The organism is Streptomyces platensis, from assembly GCF_008704855.1.
GTDB lineage: Bacteria > Actinomycetota > Actinomycetes > Streptomycetales > Streptomycetaceae > Streptomyces > Streptomyces platensis.
This window is the reverse complement of sequence record NZ_CP023691.1, coordinates 3,454,064-3,475,417: the sequence shown is the minus strand read 5'-3', so window position 1 is coordinate 3,475,417 and position 21,354 is coordinate 3,454,064. Positions and strand designations below refer to the sequence as shown.

Here is a 21,354-nt window from a genome sequence, read left to right as displayed (position 1 = left end):
GCTACTCCTCGTGGCGAGCTGAGTACAGAACACGAAAAAGGCCCGAAGGGGCCTCCTGTGGTGTCAGCTTTCTGACCACTGTTCACCCGAAAAGGTTGTTGTCCGTTCACCGAAAATTTGTGTGCCGCTCCTCACAGATCTCGTCAAGTGGTGAATTTTCGGGCGGTTCTCTCCGCTGGGGCATTGATGCCGGGTGGTCGCGTAGGCGCGGAAAGGGGCGCGGAAGCGCAACCTCCGGGAGCCGGACCGCCTCTAGGGGAGTGGCGGGCCCGGCGCCACCGGCAGTCCGCCGCCACGATCGGCGAACGTTCACCCCGCGTTATATGTCTGAGGAGTCCCCTCTGCCCCGCCGGGGCGCCGGGCGGCCCGGGGGACTGCCGAAAGAACGGAGGCACGGTGCCCGTCCCAGACGACTCCGAGGCCGAGGTCCCCACCGGACCCCGCGCCCCGGCGCCGACCGTCTCCGTGATCGTGCCGGTGCACAACACCCGGCGCTACCTCGACCGCAGCCTGGGCTCCGTCTTCGCCCAGACGCTGGACCGGCGCCACATCGAGGTGATAGCCGTCGACGACGGCTCCACCGACGGCAGCGCCGAGTGGCTGGCCGAACAGGCCCGCCGCCACCCCCATCTGACGGTGCTCCGCCAGGAGGCCTCCGGCGGCGCCGGCAAGCCGCGCAACGCCGGGCTGGCCCGCGCCACCGGCGACTACGTCTTCTTCCTCGACTCCGACGACCGCCTCGACCCCGAGGCGCTGTTCTGGCTCACCCGGACGGCCCAGCAGTGCCGCTCGGACATCGTCTACGGCCGGATCGCCGGCGCCGACGGCCGCGCCGCCCCCGTCGACCTGCGCACCACCAGCGAACGCGTCTCCGTCTTCGACTCCCCGGTCTACTGGTCCCTGGCCGCCTACAAACTCTTCCGCCGGTCCTTCGTCGAACGCCACCGGCTGCGCTTCGTCGAGGGCCGGCTGCTCGCCGAGGACCTGCCGTTCGGCATCACCGCCCTGCTGCGCGCCGACGTCGTCTCCGTCTTCGCCGACCGCACCTGCTACTACCTCCACGGACGCGAGGACAACAGCAACGCCAGCCGCCAGGACACCGACTGGTGCGAATACCTCGGCTACATCGGCACCGTCCTCGACCGGGTCGCCGCCGAGGTCCCGCCCGGCGCCGACCGCGACAAGCTGATGGTCCGGCACTTCCACGGCGAGATACTCATGCCCTTCGGGGCCCCCTACCTCGCCCGCGACCCTGCGGGCCGCACCGCGATGGCGGCCGCCGCCCGCCCGCTCGTCGAGCGCCACCTCACCGACCGGGTACTGACCGCCCTGCCGCCCGGGCTCCGGCTGCGCGCCCACTGCCTGCGCGCCGGACTCGACGACGAGCTGACCGCCGTCGTCCGCGCCGACACCGCGACCCGCCCGGACCCGCCGCACCTCGACGACGACGGCCGCGTCTACGCCGGCTACCCGTACTTCCGCGACCCGCGGCGCGCCCTCCCCGACGCCTGCTACGACCTCACCGACCGCGTGGTGCTGCGCCAGCGGCTGCTCCGGCAGCACTGGGTGGGCGGCGTGCTGCACCTGCGGGGCACCGCCGCCCTCCCCGGCCTCGGCGGCGACACCGTCGAGATCCTGCTGCGCCGCAACGGCACCACCCACCGCGTCCCCGCCCGGTACGCGGACGGGGCCTGGCGGGCCGCCGTCGACCCGGCGACCGCGGCGGACGGCGGGCCGCTGCCCGACGGCGTCTGGGGCCTCAAGATCGCGGTCACCGCGTACGGACCGGGCGGCGCCGCGGGGCCCGCCCTGCGCCGCGAGGCCTGGCTGGTGCCGGACGGCGACGGGGAGGACGCGGGCGACCCCGGCTTCGCGCCGCGGATCACCGGCCGGGGCGCGGCCGGCCCGGCCGTCGCCGCGCTCTTCCGCTCCCGGCCGCACGGCCATCTGAACCTCGACCTGGACGGCGACGGGGCGCGCCGGCCCCTCGGCGGCGATCTGCGCGGCACGGCGGACCACACCCGCTCCGGACGGGCCACCGTCACCGCCCGGCTCACCCTCCCCGGCTGCCCCGCGGACGCCGGACTGCGGCTGGTCCTCCAGGACGCGACCCGTACGGTGGCGCTGCGCACCACGGTCGAGCGGGCCGCCGGCGACCGCTACACCGTGCGTTCCGTGCTGCGGGGCGGCCCGCCGGGCACCTGGCGGGTGGCGCTGCGGGTGACCGCGGGCCCGTTCCGCCGCGAGCTGCCGGTCCGCACGGCCGGGCGCGGGGAGGATGAGCCCACGCCGCTGACTCTCACCGTGCCGGGCGGCGGCTTCCGGGCGGGCCTCCTGCGCCGGGCACGCCTCCTGCGCCGGATGCGGCGGCTGCGCCGGGCGCGCCGCTGACCCTGCCGTACGCCCCCGCTTCCGCCCCGCGACACCGACTCCCGGCCCCGCGAGCCCCTTTCGGCGAGAGCCGAATGCCGTTGCCCGGCCCGCCCCCGCTGCCACAGGCTGACCGACTATCAGGCACCGGCCACGGTGCCCCCGCGAGCGAGGACCTCGCGGGACCGTATGACAGGGGGAACAGATATGTCCGTCATCAAGCGAGCCGGGATAGCGGCCGCGGCCGCCGCGGCGCTGATCGTCCCGGCCGGCACGGTCGTCGCCACCGCCGGACCCGCCGCCGCCAAGGCCGCCACCACCCAGGGATGCCCCTACGGCGCGGTCTGCATCTACCCGCAGAACGCCGGCTGGAACGGCGGCCACCCGTCGCACTTCTACTACAGCTACGGGGCCCACAACCTCAGCAACATGGTCGGGATGCACCGCATCTACAACAACCAGTCCGGGGGCGCGACCATGCGGACCTGCACGGGCTACAACGGCACCGGCTGCCAGGGCTACCTGCCGGCCAACAACTACATCGACAAGGACATGACGCCGATCAACTCGATCACCCTCCAGCCGTAGCCGTGCGGCACCCCTGAGGGGCGCCGGGGCCGGGTCTCCCACCGGAGGCCCGGCCCCCGCACACCGTGCGGCGGACGGCAAGCGGGCGCACCCTGGAAGCAGCGGCTCCGGAGGTGATCGTCATGTTGCAGACCGCTGTCGGATGGCATGTCGAGCTGGAATTCGAGGAGGACAACCACCGCACTCGCGCCGCCGCCCTCGTACGGCTCCCCGACGGGACCGAGGTGCGGTCCCACGGATACGCCAGCCGCCACCCCGTCGACTCCAACCAGCCGAGGGTCGGCGAAGAGGTCGCGGGCGCCAGAGCGCTCAACGAACTGGCGATGAAACTGCTGACCAAGGCCCACGACGAGATCGACGAGGCGTCCGGCCGGACGTCCCACCCGCTGATCTGAGCGGCACCCGCCGCGCCCCGCCGCGGGCCCGGCGCCCGGAGTAGGGTGCCCGTCCGTGACCGAACCGGACTTCCTGCACACCACCCGGGCGTTCTACGACGCCATCGCCACCGACTACGACACGCACTTCGGCGAGCACCTCGCGGCCCGGCCGATGGACCGGGCGGTACTCGCCGGGTTCGCCGAACTCGTACGGACCGCCGACGCCGGCCCGGTCGCCGACCTCGGCTGCGGCCCCGGCCGGGTGACGGCACACCTCGCCGGTCTGGGCCTGCCCGTCTTCGGCGTCGATCTGTCACCGCAGATGGTGGCGCTGGCCCGGCGGACACATCCGCAGGTCCGGTTCGAGGTGGGGGCGATGTCCGGCCTGGAGCTGCCGGACGGTGCCCTCGCCGGCATCGTCGCCTGGTACTCGATCATCCACACCCCGCAGGAGCGGCTGCCGGAGCTGTTCGCCGCGTTCCACCGGCTGCTGGCCCCGGGAGGCATGCTGCTGCTCGCCTTCCAGGTCGGCGACGAGCCGCTGCACGTGGCGCAGCCGTTCGGCCACCCCGTGGCGCTCGACTTCCGGCGGCGCCGGCCGGACCGGATCGCCGGGCTGCTGACCGCGGCCGGCCTGGAGGTACGGACCCGGATGCTGCGGGAGCCGGACGAGGAGCTGGGGGAGTCCACCCCGCAGGCCGTTCTCATGGCCCGCAAACCGGCCGGGGCCTGAGGCCGGGAGACCCGAGGCCGGCCGCCACAACGGGCGCCCCCCCACACGACGCGGCCGCCGGTACCGCTGAGCGCGGTGCCGGCGGCCGTACGCGGGGTACGCGGCCCGGTCAGGCCTGCGGGTGGTGGTACCGCCAGCCCTCCCAGGCCGAGGTGATCATGTCGCGGACGTCGTGCCGGGCCTTCCAGCCCAGCTCGTCGGCGATCCGGTCGGCGGACGCCACCACCCGGGCCGGGTCGCCCGCCCGGCGCGGGGTGACCTCGGCGGTGATGTCCTGATGCCCGGTGATCCCGGCGATCAGATCCACCATCTCGCGCACCGACACCCCCTCGCCCCGCCCGATGTTCAGCGTCAGATCGCGCACCGGACCCGGCTCGGCGAGCTTCCGGGCGGCCGCCACATGGGCCTCGGCGAGGTCGGCGACATGGATGTAGTCGCGGATGCAGGTGCCGTCCGGGGTGTCGTAGTCATCGCCGAAGATGCGCGGCGCGGCGCCCGCGGTGAGCCGCTCGAAGACCATCGGGACGATGTTGTAGACCCCGGTGTCGGCCAGCTCCGGCGTGGCCGTCCCGGCGACGTTGAAGTAGCGCAGGCAGGCGGTGCTGATGCCGTGCGCCCGGCCCGCCGCACGGGCCATCCACTCGCCGACCAGCTTGGTCTCGCCGTACGGATTGATCGGCGTGCAGGGCGTCTCCTCGGTGACCAGGTCGACGTCCGGCATGCCGTAGACGGCGGCCGAGGAGGAGAACACCAGCCGGCCGACGCCGCCCGCGGCCATCGCCTCCAGCAGCGTCTGGAGACCGTGCACATTCTCCCGGTAGTAGAGCAGCGGCATCTCGACGGACTCGCCGACCTGCTTCTTGGCCGCCAGGTGGATGACATCGGTGATGCCGTGCTCGGCGAAGGTGGTGTCGAGCAGCTCACGGTTGAGCGTGGAGCCGACGACCAGCGGGACGTCCTCGGGGACCCGGGCGCGCACCCCCGTCGTCACGTCGTCGAGCACGACGACCGTCTCGCCCGCCTGGCGCAGGGCCCGTACGACATGGGAGCCGATGTAGCCGGCACCACCCGTGATCAAGTAAGACATGGCATCAATCCTAGGCTCGGGGACGAAGCGGATGGGAGTGGTCCGGGGTGGTCAGCTGCGCAGCCGCCGGGCGGCGATCCGCCAGACGCTGCGCAGACCCGACGCGACCCGCAGGGACAGCGCGCCGCCGGTCGTCGCATACGGCTGCACCAGCAGCAGCACATGGCGGCGGCTGGGCAGCACCCGGCGGCGCAGCCCCGGCCCGATGGCCCGCAGCGCGGCCCGGAAACCGGCCCCGTCCGCGCAGCTGACCCGCGCCATCAGATCCCACGGCTCGGGGTCGGCACGGTGCGCGCCGTCCCGCTCGACCAGCGCACCGAGATCCAGCACGATCTCCGCCGTCCAGCAGGTCTCCGAGCCGCCGGTGGCCGGGGCCGGGGTGAGCGCGGCGGTGTGCACCGGGCCGCGCCGGTCGTCCCGGCGGCGCCGCAGTTCGATGTCGATGCTCTCCGGCCCGGCCGCGGCCAGCCGCCCGTACAGATCGTGCACCCGCAGCCGCAGAACACCGGGGCTGCTGACGGCGGGCTCCGCGTCTATGGTCACCGGCAGCCGGTGCATCGGCTTGGTGCCGAGCGCGTCCAGCTCCACCTCGGGCAGGTCCCCGGACCACACCGCGCGGCCGCCGGCCTCCGCGTACGGCGGCAGCAGCCGTCCTGGCCGGGCCGCCAGCTGCGTCAGCCGCCCCAGGTCCCGCGGGGCCGGCGAGGCCAGCACCACCCGGGCCAGCCAGCGCGCCGGGGCACGCGCCGCACGCAGCTCGGGCTCGTCGAAACCGGCCAGATACTCCCGGGTCAGCCGCCACCACTCGGCGCGGTAGTCGGCGCCGCGGGTGTGCAGCTCGCGGACGTACATCCGCAGATCGTGGTCGAGGAACTTGGTGCGCGCGGCATGCGCCAGCGCCTTGTGCCCGGCCTCCTGGAAGATCTGCACACTGGCCCGGTGCGCGGCGATCCGCGCCTGCCAGTTGGCGACGTCCTTGCGGTCCAGCGAGATCGACTGCCGGGCGGCCGAGCGGCGCACATGCCAGACGTAGACCCGGTCGGGAATGGTGGCGAGCCGCGGGGCGGCGGCCAGCACCCGCGCGGTGAACACGAAGTCCTCGTAGGTGAAACGGCCCTCGGGGAAGGTGATCGCATGCTTGTCGAGAAACGCCCGCTCGTAGAGCTTGTTGACGCACAAGGTGTCCCGGACCAGCTGCGGGCTGGCGTCGGGCGAGTCATGGACGGCCGGCTCGCGGTAGAGGCCGGGCTGCCAGGGGACATCGCGGTGCGCGGGCAGCTCACGGCGGACACAGGCACCGGCCACGACCGGGGCGTCATGCTCCAGCGCGGCCGCCAGCAGCGCGCGGGCCGCACCCGGCGGCAGCACATCGTCGCTGTCGAGGAACATCACGAACCGCCCGGTGGCGGCCCGCAGCCCGTCATTGCGGGGGGTGCCGCAGCCGCCGCTGTTCTCGTCGCGGTGGATGACCCGCAGCCGCGGTTCGGTACGGGCGAGGGCGTCCAGGGCGGCGCCGGTGCCGTCGGTGGACGCGTCGTTCACCGCGATCACTTCGGTGACCGTTTCGCCGGGGGTTCCCTGCGCGAGGGCGGAGCGCACCGCCTCGCCGACATGGCCGACATCGTTGAAGGCGATGACGACGATGCTGACCTGCGCGGATGGCGTGATGGTGGGCCCCGGCAGTGGCTCAAGGGCTTCTTTCACAGTCACTGAAATCTACATTTCGTGTCGACAGCATCTCTTGGCGCGAGCGGGAATTCCGAACCCATTTCCGATGATTCAGAGGGCGAAATCCGTCGCACGGTTGCACCCGTCGCTCCGCTTTTCCGCCCTCTTGCCGTCTTCTGCCGGGCGGGAGCCGGGCTCGGGGTGTGCCGGGGCCCGTGAGGGCACCTGCACATGCTGTAACGACGTGAGGGCCGCAGGATGCCGATCCGGCCACCCTCATCTTGCGGCGGACCGGCTCCGGTCACCGCTCCATCAGGTCCGCGACCCGGCCCGCCGCACCGCCGTCGTCCCGGTGGCAGAAGGCCGCCCGGAAATCCGCGTACGCGTCCGCGCCCGCCGCCGTGATGGCCGTCAAGTCGCCCAGCGCGTCGATCAGTTCACCGGTCGAGCCGAGCAGCGGCCCCGGCACCCGGGCCTCGAAGTCCAGGGTGAAGCCCCGCAGGGTGTCCCGGTAATGCGGCAGATCGGGAGTCAGGAACAACATCGGGCGGCCGGTGTTGGCGAAGTCGACGGCCAGCGACGAATAGTCGGTGACCAGCACATCCGCCGCCAGCAGCAGCTCGGTGGCGTCCGGGTGCGCGGACACATCGCGGGCGAACGGCGCATGGTGCGCCGGCAGCCGGTCGGCCACCAGCGGATGGCCGCGGACCAGCAGCACATGGTCCTCGCCCAGCTCCCGCCGCGCCAGGTTCAGATCGAGCGGCAGATGCAGCCGGTGGTGGCCCGCGTCGTACGCCAGATCGTCCCGCGGCGTCGGCGCGTACAGCACGACCTTCCGGCCCGGCTCGATGCCCAGCCGCTCCCGCACCGCGGCCGCCGTCAGCTCGCGGTCGGGCGCGAACAGGGCGTCGGTGCGCGGCAGTCCGGTCTCCACCAGCCGGCCAGAGTAGCCCAGCGCGGACCGCAGCACCGGGGTGCTGTGCGCGTTGGGCGACAGCAGCACACTCCACTGCCGGCTCACCCGCGGCCGCGGCGCCAGATGCGCCAGGCCCGCGCACAGCGTGCCCGCCAGATCGGCGCCGATCCGCTTCAGCGGGGTGCCGTGCCAGGTCTGGATGATCCGCTGGCCGCCCCGGCGGGTGAACCACCGCGGCAGATGCGTGTTGGTGACCACCCAGCGGCTGTGCGCCAGCGCCCCGTGCCACTCGGCGCTGCCCACCAGCACCGCACGGGCCGTCACCGGCACCGCGGTCTGCGCGTCCCGCACCGCCCACAGATGCTCCACCTCCATGCCCCGGCGGACCAGCTCCTCGTGCACCGCCCGCGGCGAATCCCCGTACGCCCGGCCGCCGAAGCTGCTGTAGAGGACGGTGTCGCGCAGCGGCCGGGAGCGGTGCAGCGAGTAGTGCTGCTCGCGCAGCATCCGGCGCCGGTAGGGGCCGCGGTCGGTGGCCGGCAGCGCGGGCCCCGCCACCACGAGCGCCTCGTCGTGCCGGTGCCGGTCCAGGCTGAACGGCTTGCCGCGGACCGTACGGGTCGCCGGCAGCCCGTCGAGGACCGACGGCGCACAGCGGACCGGGGCGTCCAACGGGGAGCCGGGCGCGCCCCGTTCGCGCAGATGCAGCGTCCAGCGGCCCTCGCGCAGCGGCACCGCCCCGGCCAGCGAGGGCAGCCCGCCCAGCGGCAGCGTGCCGTGGAACCGGCCCTCGTCATGGGTGGTGGGGAAGGCCAGCTCGGTGGCGTGCGCCCCGTGCTTGAGGACCAGTTCGGTGGCGTGCGGCGCGGCGGCCGGCAGCCCGCCCGACAGGAGCAGGGTGCCGTCCGCGCGCCACAACAGCCGGTCCAGATACGGCTGCGGGACACGGTCGTGCAGGACGAGCTGCCCGGCCGGGGTGGCGGCCACCACCAGCTCACGGCCGTGCGGCAGCGGATACGGCACCGGCGTCAGCCCGGGCGCACAGGCGACCGGGTCGGTGCCGCCGCCGGGCAGCACCAGCTCCGGCGTCCAGCTCTCGGTGTGCGCGGGCGGCACCGCCCGCGGCGCGCCGTCCCGGGTGGGCCGGGCGGCGGCGAGGGCGTCGAGCCGGATACGGAAGGTGTGCGACGACGGCGGGCCGCCGGGCGCCCCGTCGGAAGCCCCCGGATCCGTCTCCGTGGCCCCCGCCTCCCCGGGCAGCGCCGTCTCCACCGGGAACGACACCACCGTGCCGGTGCCCTGGTGGGTCAGCCGCAGCGCGGCGGGCGGCGGGCCGGGCACGGCGACGGTCAGGTCCAGGTCACCGGCCGCCGCGGCACGGTGCCCGGCCAGCCGCCGGGTGCGCCGGTGCACCGACAGCCGCAGCCGCCCGCCCGCGTACCAGGGCGTGACCCGCAGCCCGTCATCCGCACCGCCCCCGGCCACGTCATGGGTACGCGGCGCGGCCCCCGAACCGGTGTCCGGTGCGTACAGCGCCCCGGCCCCCACCACCCCCGCCGACGCCAGCAGCACCCCGACCGTCCAGTCGCCCTCCTCCCAGCGGCCGCCCTTGCGCAGCCGCGCCGGATCGAGCCGCAGCTCGAAGCCCGACCAGTCGTAACAGTGCAGCTCCTGACCGGACTCGGCGGTCGCCTCCGGCATCGGGACCGGGCGCATCGGCAGCAGGACCCGGCGCCGCCCGCACGACAGCACGGCCGTCCGCAGGTAACGGTGCCGGGCCGCGGCATCCAGATTGCGGAGATAGGCATAGCCGCGCAGCACCAGCACCCCGTCCCGCCACACCGCCTCCCGCACCCGCGCCACGACGGGGAAGTCGGCCCGGTCCAGCCGGGTCACACCCGGCGGCAGCTCCAGCGGCGGGGCCAGCGGCAGCACCGCACGCTTGCGCAGCGGCGGCCCGGCGACCGTGAACCCGGCCGGGTTACGGGCCTCATGGGTGAGCAGCGCCAGCAGATCCGCCAGCCGCCCGGCGCGGATCAGATACCAGCGCATCCGCAGCTCCACCGGCAGCGCGGGGAACAGCCGCGGATCCACACCGGACAGGAAGTCGCGGGCGCAGTCCAGGAACGCGGTCCGGCACTCCGGGGCGGCCCCCGGCAGCGCCTCCACCAGGTCGAGCAGCCCCTCGGTGAGCTGCGCGCGGTCGTAGTCGCGCCGGTGGCCGCTCAGCCCCGCGCGGGCCGGGTCGGCGAGGAACCGCCGGATACCGGCCACCGCCGCGAACCGGTCCCGTACGCCCCGGGCATCGAGCTGCCGGTGCCGGCCGGGCCCCTCCGGCAGCCGCCGGTAACAGACGTGCTCGTGCAGCACATCGACCGCGTCGGCGAGGAAGAACGCGGGCAGCGTCACCGCCGCGTCATGGCACCACTCGCCCTCCGGGAAGGCCAGGGCGTGCCGGTCCCAGAAGGCGCGGCGGAAGACCTTGTTGCGGGCGACATGGTCGGACAGCAGCGTCAGGTCGTCGCCGATCCGGGTACGCAGCGCGGTCTCCCGGCCCGCCGGATGGTGGGCGGACTGGCTGCGGCCGGCCGCGCCCAGCCGGTAGACGTTGCCGGTCGCCAGATCCGACCCGGACCGGTCCAGCAGGCCGACGAGATCCTCGTATGCGCGCGGCAGCAGCACATCCTCCTCGGCGTCGAGGAAGGCGAGATAGCCGGTGTGCGGATAGGCGTGCCGGGCCCCGGTGTTGCGGGCCGCGCCGCAGCCGGCGGCCGGCCCGCCCTCCTGGTGGTGGACGATCCGGAACCGCGGGTCACGGGCGGCGAACCGCCGGGCGAGAGCGGCGGGACCGGCCTCCGGGGCGGCGTCCCCGGACCCCGCCCCGGGTGGACCGGCCACCAGCACCACATCCAGCTCGGTCAGCGTCTGGGCCGCGACCGACTCCAGGCACTCCTCCACATTCCGCTCGGACCCCTCGGTGCGATGGACCGGGACGACGACGGTGAGCCGTGGCTTCATACGCGGACCAAGCCTTTCCGGACTGGCGATGCACAAGACCGGTCCGTTCAACTCGCCCACGGCGGCACGGTCACCGGATCTGCGCTGAAAGGGTGAGACACATCATCGACACTGCGTGTTCACATGATTACGCTCAGTGTGTGAAGTCGGCGCGCCGTAGCGCCGGGCCGCGTCCGATGCCGTAGACCCGTTGCACAGCTTCACGACGCCCCGCGCCGTGTCTCCCCAGGGAAGGTGACCGCGTCCCGATGCCCGGCCGAACCGACAGCTCCGCCGCCACCGACAGCCCCGACGCCGGGCCGCCCGGCAGCGACGTCCGGACCGCTCGGCCCGCGCCCCCCGCGGGCACCGCCCCGTCCGCCTCCACCGCGCGGCTGCCGGCCGAGCACGGACGCCGCGGACCGGCCCGGCTGCTGCCCGCCCGGTCCCCGTTCCGCAGCCAGCTGCGGCGGATCGGCGGCGGACGGGTCCTGGAGATCGGCTGCGGCACCGGCGACACCCTCGCCGACTGCGCGCCCGGCAGCGTCGGCGTGGACCACGACCCCCGGTCCGTGGCGCGCTGCCGGGAGCGCGGACTGACCGCCTACACGGCCGACACCTTCCTCGCGAGCCCGCACGCCCGCCCCGGCGCCTTCGACGCCCTGCTGACCGCACACGTCCTGGAGCACCTGGACGACGAACAGGTCGAGGGACTGCTGCGGGCGTATGTGCCGTACGTACGGCCCGGCGGCGGGGTGCTGCTGATCACCGCGCAGGAGGCCGGACACCGGGCCGGCCCCACCCCGGTGCGCTTCACCGACTTCCCGCTGCTGCGCGCCTTCGCCGAGTCCGCGGGGCTCACCGTGCGGCGCACGTACTCCCATCCGCTGCCCCGCCCGGCCGGGATGCTGCTGCGCGCCAACGCGTTCGTCCTGCTGGGGCAGGTGCCGCGCTAGGCGGGCCGGGGCGCGGGCCGGGGCGGACGTGTGCCACCCCGGCCCCGCGCTGTGCGGTCAGTGCGTACGGGCCCGCTTGCGGGCGTTCACGACCGCCCTGGTGATCACCGGCGGCAGCACGTCCAGGGCGACCCGGCGCAGCGTGCCGCGGCGCGGGCCCGGACGGGCCGCGGAGGCCTCCGGCGCCCGGGCCGCGGCCGGCCGCTGCGGGGCGCGGACGCCCGTGGACCGGTGCCGGGACACCGGGTGGGCGGGCTCCTTGGCGCCCTTGGCGCTCAGCCGGACCAGCGGGGCGCCGTTGACGTACTGCACCTCGTGCCAGATGTCGCCGCGGGCCTTGATCCACTCGATCAGGGCCTGCTGGAGCGGCTCGGGGTCGCCCCAGGTCCCGTAGAACTTGGTGCCGGTGATGCAGACCGGACGCAGCCCCTCGTTCGCGACGGCCTGCCAGGTGGCGGCGGCCACCCCCGGACAGTGCTCGGCCCGGTAGTCGTCCATCACCACGACACCATTGCCGGTGAGCAGTTCGCGCACCGCGAGGATGTCGCCGTGCACATGCTCGTACAGATGCGAGGCGTCGATATGCGCGAAGCGCACCGAACCCTCGTCGACATGCTCACTGACCAGCGAGCTCAGACCCTGGACGATGGTGGGCAACTCCTCATGGAACGCCAGGTAGTTCGCCTCGAAAGCGCGCCGCGTCAACGTCGCGTAGGACTTCTGCATCTCCTGCGAGTTGGAGGCGTCCTCGGCGGGGGAGTCGAAGAGATCGCAGACCGTGAAGCGCTCGCCGGCCCGCCGCCGCGCACCGAGGAAGATGGCGCTCTTGCCCATATACGCCCCCAGTTCGAGCAGATCACCCGGCTCCGCACGCTCCTTCTGGCGGGTCAGGAACCAGTCGAAAAGCAGCTGGTCCGCGGTGAAGAACCAGCCCTTGACCTCGGACAGCCGGGTGGGGCGCGGGAGTTGTGCGGCACTCTGGTCTGCGATGGGGGCAGTCATGTGCGGTCCGTCTCCAGACGGTCGGGAACGTAGGGCGTAAGACGACACGTGCGTGGGGGAGCTGCGATATGTGCCGGCGCTGGCTGCCGTGGATGTACCGGGGAAACGCGGGGAGAGAGCTGCGGCCTGCGGTGGTGCGTCTCCGCGGTGGTGCGTCTCTGTAGTTGTGGGCGCGCGCGGCGCCGGGGACGCTGCACGGGAGCGCGGCCCGGCAGGGGCCGGGGCGCCACGCCCCGGAGCACGGGACGTGCGGGCGCGGCTCAGGCAGTCGCCAGGACAGAGCCCGGCCGCACCGCGCGTGGCACGGCAGCGGCCACATCGTAGGCGGACGAAAATGAACGGAAGATGGCGTGCGGCACGGCGGCACCGGGCCCCCGTGCGCAGATCACTTCACCGCGCCGGGCCCCGTGCGCAGATCACTTCACCGCACCCGCCATCACACCGGACACGAACTGGCGCTGGAACGCGAAGAAGACGATCAGCGGCACCACCATCGACAGAAAGGCGCCGGGCGCCAGCACATCGATGTTGTTGCCGAACTGCCGCACCTCCTGCTGAAGGGCGACCGTGACCGGCGGATTCCCGCTGTCCGCGAAGATCAGCGCGATCAGCATGTCGTTCCACACCCACAGGAACTGGAAGATCGCCAGCGACGCGATCGCCGGACCGCCCAGCGGCAGCACGACCCGGGTGAACAGCCGCAGCTCGCCCGCCCCGTCCAGCCGCGCCGCCTCCAGCAGCTCCCGCGGGATCTCCGCGAAGAAATTCCGCAGCAGGAAGACCGCGAACGGCAGCCCGAACGCCGTATGGAAAAGGATCACCCCGGCCGTCGTCTCGAAGAGCCCGACCGCACCGAACAGCTTCGCCACCGGGATCAGCGCCACCTGCACCGGCACCACCAGCAGCCCCACCACGGCCAGGAACCAGCCGTCCCGGCCGGGGAAATCCATCCAGGCGAACGCGTAACCGGCCAGCGAGCCGATGACGACGACCAGCACCGTCGCCGGCACCGTGATCGCCGCCGTGGTCAGCAGCGAACCCATCACCTTCTCGTTCGACAGCAGCCGGCTGTAGTTGTCCCAGGTGATCTGGGCCGGCTCACTGAAGACCTGCCACCAGCCGGACTCGGCGATCTGCCGCGGGCTGCGCAGCGACGACAGCAGCAGCCCCACCGACGGCATCAGCCAGAACAGCGCCACCAGGACCAGGAAGACCCGCACCGCACCGCCGCCGGTCCGCGCTGCGATCCGCGCGGCGAGCGGCCGCCGGGCCCGTACGGCACCGGCGCCGGAGCGCCCCGCCGGGACGACACCCTCCACCGTCGTCATCGGCGACGCTCCTTCCGCAGACGCCGGAGATTGACGTACATCACCGGCAGCACCAGCAACAGCAGGAACACGGCGATCGCGCTGCCCAGACCCTCGTCGACATCCGTGCCGAACGACGACTGGAAGAGCTGGAGCGCCAGCACATTCGCGGACCGGATGCTGGAGCCCGGCGCGATGATGTAGACCAGATCGAAGATCTTCAACACGTTGATCATCAGCGTGACCAGCACGACCACCAGCACCGGCGCCAGCAGCGGCACCGTGATCCGGCGGAAGACCTGCCACTCGCCCGCACCGTCCACCCGCGCCGCCTCCAGCAGCTCCCGCGGCACACCCGCCAGACCCGCCGCGATCAGCACCATCGCGAAACCGGCCCACATCCACACATAGGAGCCGATGATGGCCGGGGTGACCAGCGCCGGACCGAGCCAGTCGACCCCCCGGTACGCCTCGGCGAAATTGGCCGCGGGCAGCCGCAGCCGGGCACCGTCGGCCCGGCCGGCGGGCAGCGCGAAACTGCCGTCGGCCGCCGTCGTCGCCGAGGCGACCACCCTGCCGCCCCGGACCGCCTCGATCCGCAGACCGGCCAGCGCCTTCTCGTCACCGTCGATCGCCTTCGGCCGGCCGCCACCGCCCCGGGTGAAGTCCAGCCACGCGGTACCGGTGACCTTGCCCGGCCGCGGCCGGGCGGCGGCCGCCGCCCGCGCACCGCGCAGATCGTCCGGCTGGACGGCGACCAGCGGCAGCAGCACCGGAGACCCCGCCCGCACGGCCGACCCGGTGGTGAAGGAGCCGCCCCCCGACGCCTCCAGACCGGCACGCGGCCGCGGCTTGGCGCCGGGGAACGGCGCCGGGTCGGCGAACGTGTCATGGACGCCGACCCACACCGCGTTGGCGACGCCGCGCTCCGGGGCCTGGTCGTAGACCAGCCGGAAGATGATCCCGGCCGCCAGCATCGAGATCGCCATCGGCATGAACACCACCAGCTTGAAGGCGGTGCCCCAGCGGATCCGCTCGGTCAGCACCGCGAAGACCAGCCCCAGCGCGGTCGACACCGTCGGCGCCACCACCACCCAGATGACGTTGTTCCGCAGCGCCGTACGGATGCCCTCGTCCGAGAACATCGCGCCGTAGTTGTCCAGCCCCACAAAGCCGTCACCGGACGCGTCGAACAGGCTGCGGACGACGGAGAACACGATCGGATAGCCGACCAGCGCACCGAGCAGCACCAGCGCCGGCAGCAGAAACACCCCGGCGAGCCACCGACGGCCACCCCGCACCCGCCCGCGGCCCCCGCCCCCGGCACTCCTCCGGCGCCGCCCACCGGCCCCGCTGACCTGTACGTCGCTCATCGTGACGGTCCCCCGGTCCCGCTCGACACGGACGGCGGCACATACGCAGCGCCCGAACGCCTACGCGCACGCAACGCCTACGCGCACGCAACGCCTACACGCACTCACCGACTACGCGCACTGAACGTCTACGCGTCTCAGTGCCCGAACGACTTCGCGGCGTCCTTCTCCAACTGCGCCTGCGCGCCCGCGACATCCTTCGGGTTCTTCAGGAAGTCCTGAAGGTCCTTCCACTCACCCTGACCCGGCTTACCGCCGAACGAGGCGGGCGCCTGGTCGGACATGTCGAAGCGGAAGTCATCCCCCGCCGTCACCAGCGCCTTGGCGATCTCCCGCATCACGCCATCGGCATACGCCGCCTGATCAAGCTCCTTGTTGGGCGAGATGAACCCGCCCGCCTGCGCCCAGATCTTCGCGGCATCCGTCGACGCCAGGAACGTCAGCAGCGCCTGCGACGCCTTGCTGTCCTTGAGTGCCACCGCCACATCCCCGCCGGTCACCACCGGCGACCTGACGCCCACCGCCGGGAACGGGAAGACCTTGGCGTCCGTACCGACCTTGGCCCTGGTCTGGGTGATGTTGGCGGCGGCGAAGTCCGCCGACGAGACCATCGCGGCCTTGGGGGCCGCACCACCGCTGAAGGTCTGGGTCACCGACGTCGGGAAATCCGTCTGCAACGCACCGGAGTTGCCGCCCGCCAGCAGATCCTTCCGGCCGAAGAGCTGCCCGAGCGTGGTCAGCGCCTGCTTGACCGTCGGATCGGTCCACTTGATTCGGTGCTGCGCCAGCCGGTCGTACTTCCCGGGCCCCGCCTGCGAGAGGTAGATGTTCTCGAACCAGTCGGTCAGCGTCCAGCCGTCCGCACCGCCCACCGACACCGGCTCCACACCCGACTCGGCGATCACCTCCGCCGCCTTGACGAAGTCCGGCCAGGTCTTCGGCTCCTTGGCGCCGGCGTTGTCGAACGCCCGGGCGTTGTACCAGACCAGCGACTTGTTACTGGCCTTGAAGTAGACCCCGTACGGCGTGCCCTTATGGGCGCCGAGATCCCGCCAGCCCTTCGCATAGTTCTTCGCGAGCTGAGCCTTGGCGCCGGCCCCGAGCGGCTTGAGCCACCCCTTCCGGGCGAACTCATTGAGCACACCGACCTGTTGGAGCATCGCCACATCCGGCGGCCCACCACCGGCGATCTTGGACCCGATGAACCCGGCCATGTCGTCACCACTGGGCACGAAGTCCACCGTGGCCCCGGTGCGCTTCTCGAACTCCTCCAGCACCTTCCCGAAGTTGTCCCGCTCCGGCCCCGTCCACACAGCGGTGACCTGAAGCTTCTCCCCCTTCAGCGAAGGAAGCCGCACGGTAGGAGCAGTACCACCCCCCTTCCCGCCACGACCCCCCTCATCCTCCTTTGCCCCGCCCCCACTCCCACACCCGGCCAACGCCAAGGCAAGCGCCGCAATCACCCCCACCCCAGCCACGGCCCGCCCAGCCGCCCGGCCCCTACGGTCGCGGCCAGTCCGATTACGGCCCATACGGTCAAGTCGTCTGCCCATCCCCGTAGCCCCTTATCGCTGCGCCTGCCGTGCCAACTGCGAAGCGCCGCGCGATGCCGTGCCGCGGCGTCCCTGCATTGCGGGTGGTGCGGTGCTGTGCGGTGGTGCGGTGCGGGTAGTGCGGGTGGTGCCGAGTGGTGGTGCGGTGGTGCGGCCACGTGCGCGGTGCGCCGTGGGACGCGTCGCGGTGCATCATGCGGCGCGCTGCGCGCTGCGCGGTGCGCGGTACGTCGTACGGGCGCGCCCGCGGCGTCCCGCAATGCGGTGCGCCGCGGTGCGTCGCGCCGTGCGTAGCTGCCCGTCGTGCGTCGTGCGTCGTGCCGTACGCCGTGCCGTGCGTCGAGCATTGCCGTGCCGTGCCGTGCGTTCCTGCCGGGCGCCGCGTCGCGCGTTCCGCTGCCGTGCCGCGCCTCATACGGTGCCGTGCGGTGTGCGACAGTCCTACGCCCTGGCCACGGGGTTCGCAATACCGCCTTCCGCGTCAACCGGCCTTTCGTGACGCGGCTGTTATGGGCGGCGTAGGCGTCTCAAGCACGTCCGCGTCTCACGGCACGTGCGTACCTCCCAGCACCTCCGCGTCGCACTGCACGTCCGCGCCTCCCAGCACGTCCACGTCTCACCGCACGTCCGCGACTCACAGCAGCGGCGGGGTGGCCGCCGCGCCCGAGGACTGGGCGGCTCGCTGTAGTGCGCTGGCGAGCAGGGCCAGGTCCGTCGGGCCGTTGCCCAGCTCGCGCAGCGGGCGCCGGGCCGGCGGGTCGCCCATCCGCTGCCACTCCAGCGGGACGACCGTCGGCCGGAGGGTGGATGTACGGGGTATGCGGCCCGTGACGCGGCCCGCCTGGAACGGCGTCGAGGAGCCGTCCGCCGCGCGGTACAGCCGTCCGCGGCCCGTGGGTACCGGCTCGGACGCATCGGTGGCGGCGCCCAACTGGACGCGTAGATCGGCCCGTTCGCTGGTCGCGGTCTCCGCCGTGCGGTCCGGGTGGCCGGTCGCGGCTATCAGGTGCACGCCGAGCGCCGCGCCGTCCCGGGCCACCGACTCCAGGGCGCGCACCACGGACCCGGCGGCCGGGCGGCCCGTGCTGCCCAGGGCCGGGGCGACCAGGGCGTCGAAGTCGTCGACCAGCACGAAGAGTCGGGGCATCGGTACCGCAGGCTCGGGTGCGGGGTCCTGGGTGGGGGCTCCGCCGCGGGGGCGCAGTCGTAGGGTGCCGGTCGTTGACGGGTCCGCCGGGGTGCCGCCTTCTTCCTCCTTGTTACGGCAACGATTACGGAGAGTAATTTGTTCCTGCTCTCCGTGACCGCCCTCGGTGGAGCGTCGTGGGGCGACAATGCGCGGTGCGGGCAGGTGTTTGCTGCGCCATTCGGTGAACGGGGTGCCGGCGAGTATCTCCGCGCGGCGCTTCAGTTCCGAGGACAGGGCCTGGGCGAACTCCCGCATCCGGACCGGGTCCGAGGCGGCGAGATGCGTCGTGACATGCGGCAGGTCCGTACACACCCGCAGGCCCTCGCCGCGTTCGCTGCCGCCGCCGTCCACCAGCACCATCGACAGCAGATCCGGCCGGTCGGCGGCGGCCAGTGAGGCGGCCAGCGAACGCAGCAATTCCGTCTTGCCGGTGGCGGCCGCGCCCTCCAGGAGGAGGTGTGAGCCGTCGGCGGCGAGATCGGCGCACAGCGGGCCGTGCGGGCCGGCGCCGAGGACCGCGGCGGCGCCGGGCCGGTCGGTGTCCAGGGCGGCGGCCCAACGGGCCATCAGGGACGCCGGGGTGGCGCGGGCCAGCCCCAACTCGTCCAGCAGGCGCGCCGAGTCGGGCAGCGGGACGGCCACCCGCACCGCCGCACCGCCCCCGGCCGCCGAGGCCGTCGCGTCGGTCTCGCGCAGTGGCGCCAGCGCCCGGGCGAAGCGTTCGGCCCAGGCGCCGGAGACCGCGTCCACCGTCGCGACGGTGCCGTTGGGCCCCGAGCCCGGCTGGACGACGCGCAGCGCCGTGGCGACATCGCCGCTGAGCACCGCGACCGCCCCGCACTCCCCGAAGGCGGGCGAAGCCGTCCGGGCCGCTTCGTACGTCGCCGACAGTGGGAAGGCGGGGGAGGAGGCCGGGGTCTCGGCCAGGCACAGCAGATGAATGCCGGCCGCCGCCCCGCCCGCGGCGAGCCGGGCGGTGGTCTCGCGCAGCGCGGAGGTGCCGGGGTCGCCGTCCACGACCACGAGGGTGAACGGGCCCCGGTGGCGGGCCGCGGCGGCGGTGATCTCCGCCCGCTCGGCGTCGGCCCAGCCGGGGCCCAGGGGGCTGTCGTCGAGCCGGCGCACCAGTTCGGACGTGCGCGCCAGGGCCTGATCCGCGTCGTACGCGAGCAGCAGCCGGCAGTCCTGGCCGCGCTCCGGGCGGACCTGCGGCAGCCAGCCGAGCCAGGACCAGTCCGCCACCCGCTCCTCGGCCGGACGCGCCCGGTCCGTGCTGATCAGCACGATGTCGAGGGTGCCGGGGGAGTGCAGGGCGGCGAGCTGAGCGAGGGCGCAGCGGGCCAGTCCGGTCAGCCGCGCCCGCGGTCCGGCGAGGCCGAGGGAACCCGCCCGGCGCAGCTCGACGGTGACCGGCAGGGCGGTACGGCCGCCGCTGCGGGCGGCCGTACCCAGCCGGACGGTCAGTGTGTCGGGGTGGTCCGGGCCGCGCTCCCAGAGCCGCGGCCCCGGGCCCAGCGCGGTGAGCAGGATCGCGGCGGCGTCCGGCCAGCGTTCCTCGGCGGCGGGCCCGGCGAGCGCCTCCGGGCTCGGGGCGTCCAGGGCGTCCGCGTCGGCGGCCGTGGGGTCACCGGCCGGTTCGTACGCCGGCGGACGGCCCTCGTCCGGCCGTTCCAGGGCGGGCCGGCCGCTCGCCAGCCGTCGCGCCCAGGCTCCGATACCGCCGCGCCGCCCGCCCTTACGGGGGCCTTCGTCGGCCGGTGCCAAAGACTGCTGCCCGCCGTGCGTCCGCTGATGGCCGGTGGCCGGGAAGCCGCCGGCCGGCTCCCGGACGCCGGGTCCCCAGCCGGCTGACGGGCTGCCACCATCGGTGGTGCGGTCGTAGACATGGCCGGTGGAGGTGTCCGGGTACGGGGCGACGGCGGCAGGGCGGGAGCCGTCGGGGCCGGGGGCCGGTGCGCCGTATGCCGCCGGGTTGCCGTAACCGGCCGGGGTGCCGCGCAGGGGCGTGTCCCGGCGGCCCGGCGCGGCCGGCGGCTGCGAGGCCGCGGCCGGTGAGTGGGGGTATCCGGCCGGTGGATATGAGGCCCCGCCCCGTGTCTGCGCGGCTCCCGGTGCGTGTGCGGACCCGCCCGCTACCTGCCCGGCCGCGGAACCTCCAGCCGAAGCAGCCGCCCCGCCCGTCACCCGCTCGTACGCTCCGGCCCCGGCATGCGCCCCGGCCCCGCCATACGCCCCCGCTCCCGCCCCCGCATAGGCCCCACCCACGGCCGCAGTGGCCCCGTGCGGACCAGCCGCCCCGTACTCCTGCGCCCGTCCTCCCGCGACCGCTCCCGCGGCCCCCGGGGTGATCCGCAAATGCCCCTCACCGTCCGGTGTGGTCGGGAGGGCAGGGTCCGGCGCGTCCGGCGCGGACTGGAGGCGGAGGGCCGATTCGCCGAGGCGCAGGAGGGCGCCGGGGGGCAGGGGGGCGGGGTGTTCGTCGAGGTCGGTGCCGTCCACGACGGTGCCGTTGGTGGAGCGGAGGTCGGCGACGGAGACCGAGCCGTCCGGTTCGACGGTCACGGTGCAGTGCAGCCGTGAGACATCGGGGTCGTCCAGGGGGACGTCGGCGTCGGCGGAGCGGCCGATGCGGATCTGGCCGCCGTGCAGCAGATGCACGCCGCCGGCATCGGGCCCGGAGACGACGCGGAGCCGCGCGGAGCCGTGCGGCAGGCCGTGTGCGGGAGCGGGGCCCGGGCTCTGGACGGAGAGCACCGCGCCGTCGATCAGCGGGGGCTCGCCGATGGCCGCGCGCTGCGGATCGAGCCGTTCGGACCCGGCGTACAGGACGGCGGGGCCGCTGCCGCCGCCCGCACCGCCGACATCCGCACCCGAGCCCGCCACGGAGGCGGCGAGCGAGCCGGCCACGGCCGCCAGCGCGGTCCCGGAAGGGGCCGTGACCAGCACATCGCAGGCCCGGGTGGTGTGGCCGCTGCGCGGCCCGAGGACGGTCAGCCGGATCTGCATCGCCGTCAACGGTCCCTTCTGCCGAGGTCCGGCAGGGGGCCTGCTCGCTCCCCCACCGCACCCGAGCACGTCGGCACGTACAAGTCCCAAGTGCACGTCGCGACAAGGGCCGCGCGCCCCCACCGCATCGTGCTGGATGCATCCTGTCACCTGCCACTGACAACGCGCCCGCCGACCGCCGTTCAGTGATCTTGATTGGTCTTCTAAGGGCGAAAAAGTGCCTGCTTGCGCG

Annotated in this window: 13 protein-coding genes; 5 read left to right on the top strand and 8 right to left on the bottom strand. The window is 73.9% G+C overall.

The genetic code is table 11. The features are described 5' to 3' along the window. The first annotated feature begins 396 nt into the window (after positions 1–396). The 4 genes from CP981_RS15190 to CP981_RS15175 all read left to right on the top strand — a co-directional run bounded on the left by CP981_RS15190 (position 397) and on the right by CP981_RS15175 (position 4,068). Positions 397–2,391, top strand: coding sequence for a glycosyltransferase family 2 protein (locus CP981_RS15190; protein WP_085926694.1), 1,995 nt, complete (start codon positions 397–399; stop codon positions 2,389–2,391). Between the two features lie 186 nt (positions 2,392–2,577). Beyond that, the gene (locus CP981_RS15185; protein WP_085926695.1) at positions 2,578–2,958 is read left to right on the top strand and encodes a hypothetical protein; all 381 of its coding nucleotides are present in this window, start codon (positions 2,578–2,580) and stop codon (positions 2,956–2,958) included. A 122-nt stretch (positions 2,959–3,080) separates the two neighbouring features. Further along, complete coding sequence (locus CP981_RS15180; protein WP_190144841.1) at positions 3,081–3,353, top strand: DUF1876 domain-containing protein; 273 nt, start codon at positions 3,081–3,083, stop codon at positions 3,351–3,353. A 55-nt stretch (positions 3,354–3,408) separates the two neighbouring features. After that, positions 3,409–4,068 (top strand): class I SAM-dependent DNA methyltransferase, encoded by a 660-nt coding sequence (locus CP981_RS15175; protein ID WP_085926697.1) that lies wholly within the window; start codon positions 3,409–3,411, stop codon positions 4,066–4,068. Between the two features lie 109 nt (positions 4,069–4,177). On the opposite strand, the gene galE is transcribed toward CP981_RS15175, so the two are convergent. From galE to CP981_RS15160, 3 genes are all read right to left on the bottom strand, one after another. Continuing rightward, a complete protein-coding gene (gene galE, locus CP981_RS15170; protein ID WP_085926698.1) occupies positions 4,178–5,155 on the bottom strand; it encodes a UDP-glucose 4-epimerase GalE in 978 nt (325 codons plus the stop codon). 51 nt (positions 5,156–5,206) lie between these two features. Further along, positions 5,207–6,859, bottom strand: a complete 1,653-nt coding sequence (locus CP981_RS15165) for a glycosyltransferase family 2 protein (RefSeq protein ID WP_085926699.1) — start codon at positions 6,857–6,859, stop codon at positions 5,207–5,209. Between the two features lie 265 nt (positions 6,860–7,124). After that, positions 7,125–10,757 carry a bifunctional glycosyltransferase/CDP-glycerol:glycerophosphate glycerophosphotransferase gene (locus CP981_RS15160; RefSeq protein WP_085926700.1) on the bottom strand — a complete coding sequence of 1,211 codons (3,633 nt, stop codon included), beginning with the start codon at positions 10,755–10,757 and terminating at the stop codon, positions 7,125–7,127. 248 nt (positions 10,758–11,005) lie between these two features. Here CP981_RS15160 and CP981_RS15155 point away from each other — a divergent pair, with 248 nt between their 5' ends. Then, positions 11,006–11,692 (top strand): class I SAM-dependent methyltransferase, encoded by a 687-nt coding sequence (locus tag CP981_RS15155; protein WP_085926701.1) that lies wholly within the window; start codon positions 11,006–11,008, stop codon positions 11,690–11,692. Positions 11,693–11,749: 57 nt separating this feature from the next. Here CP981_RS15155 and CP981_RS15150 read toward each other — a convergent pair whose 3' ends face one another. The 5 genes from CP981_RS15150 to CP981_RS15130 form a co-directional block, all read right to left on the bottom strand. Next, on the bottom strand, positions 11,750–12,694 hold the full coding sequence (locus tag CP981_RS15150) for a class I SAM-dependent methyltransferase (RefSeq protein WP_085926702.1): 945 nt from the start codon (positions 12,692–12,694) through the stop codon (positions 11,750–11,752). 416 nt (positions 12,695–13,110) lie between these two features. Next, positions 13,111–14,022, bottom strand: a complete 912-nt coding sequence (locus CP981_RS15145) for a carbohydrate ABC transporter permease (protein WP_085926703.1) — start codon at positions 14,020–14,022, stop codon at positions 13,111–13,113. Beyond that, positions 14,019–15,374, bottom strand: a complete 1,356-nt coding sequence (locus CP981_RS15140; protein WP_244329660.1) for a carbohydrate ABC transporter permease — start codon at positions 15,372–15,374, stop codon at positions 14,019–14,021. The genes CP981_RS15145 and CP981_RS15140 overlap by 4 nt, the downstream gene beginning before the upstream one ends. 137 nt (positions 15,375–15,511) lie before the next feature. Continuing rightward, entirely contained in the window at positions 15,512–16,906 is a 1,395-nt protein-coding gene (locus CP981_RS15135) for an ABC transporter substrate-binding protein (RefSeq protein ID WP_244330041.1), read from the bottom strand. 655 nt (positions 16,907–17,561) lie between these two features. Continuing rightward, complete coding sequence (locus CP981_RS15130; protein WP_085926705.1) at positions 17,562–21,122, bottom strand: FtsK/SpoIIIE domain-containing protein; 3,561 nt, start codon at positions 21,120–21,122, stop codon at positions 17,562–17,564. Positions 21,123–21,354 lie beyond the last annotated feature (232 nt).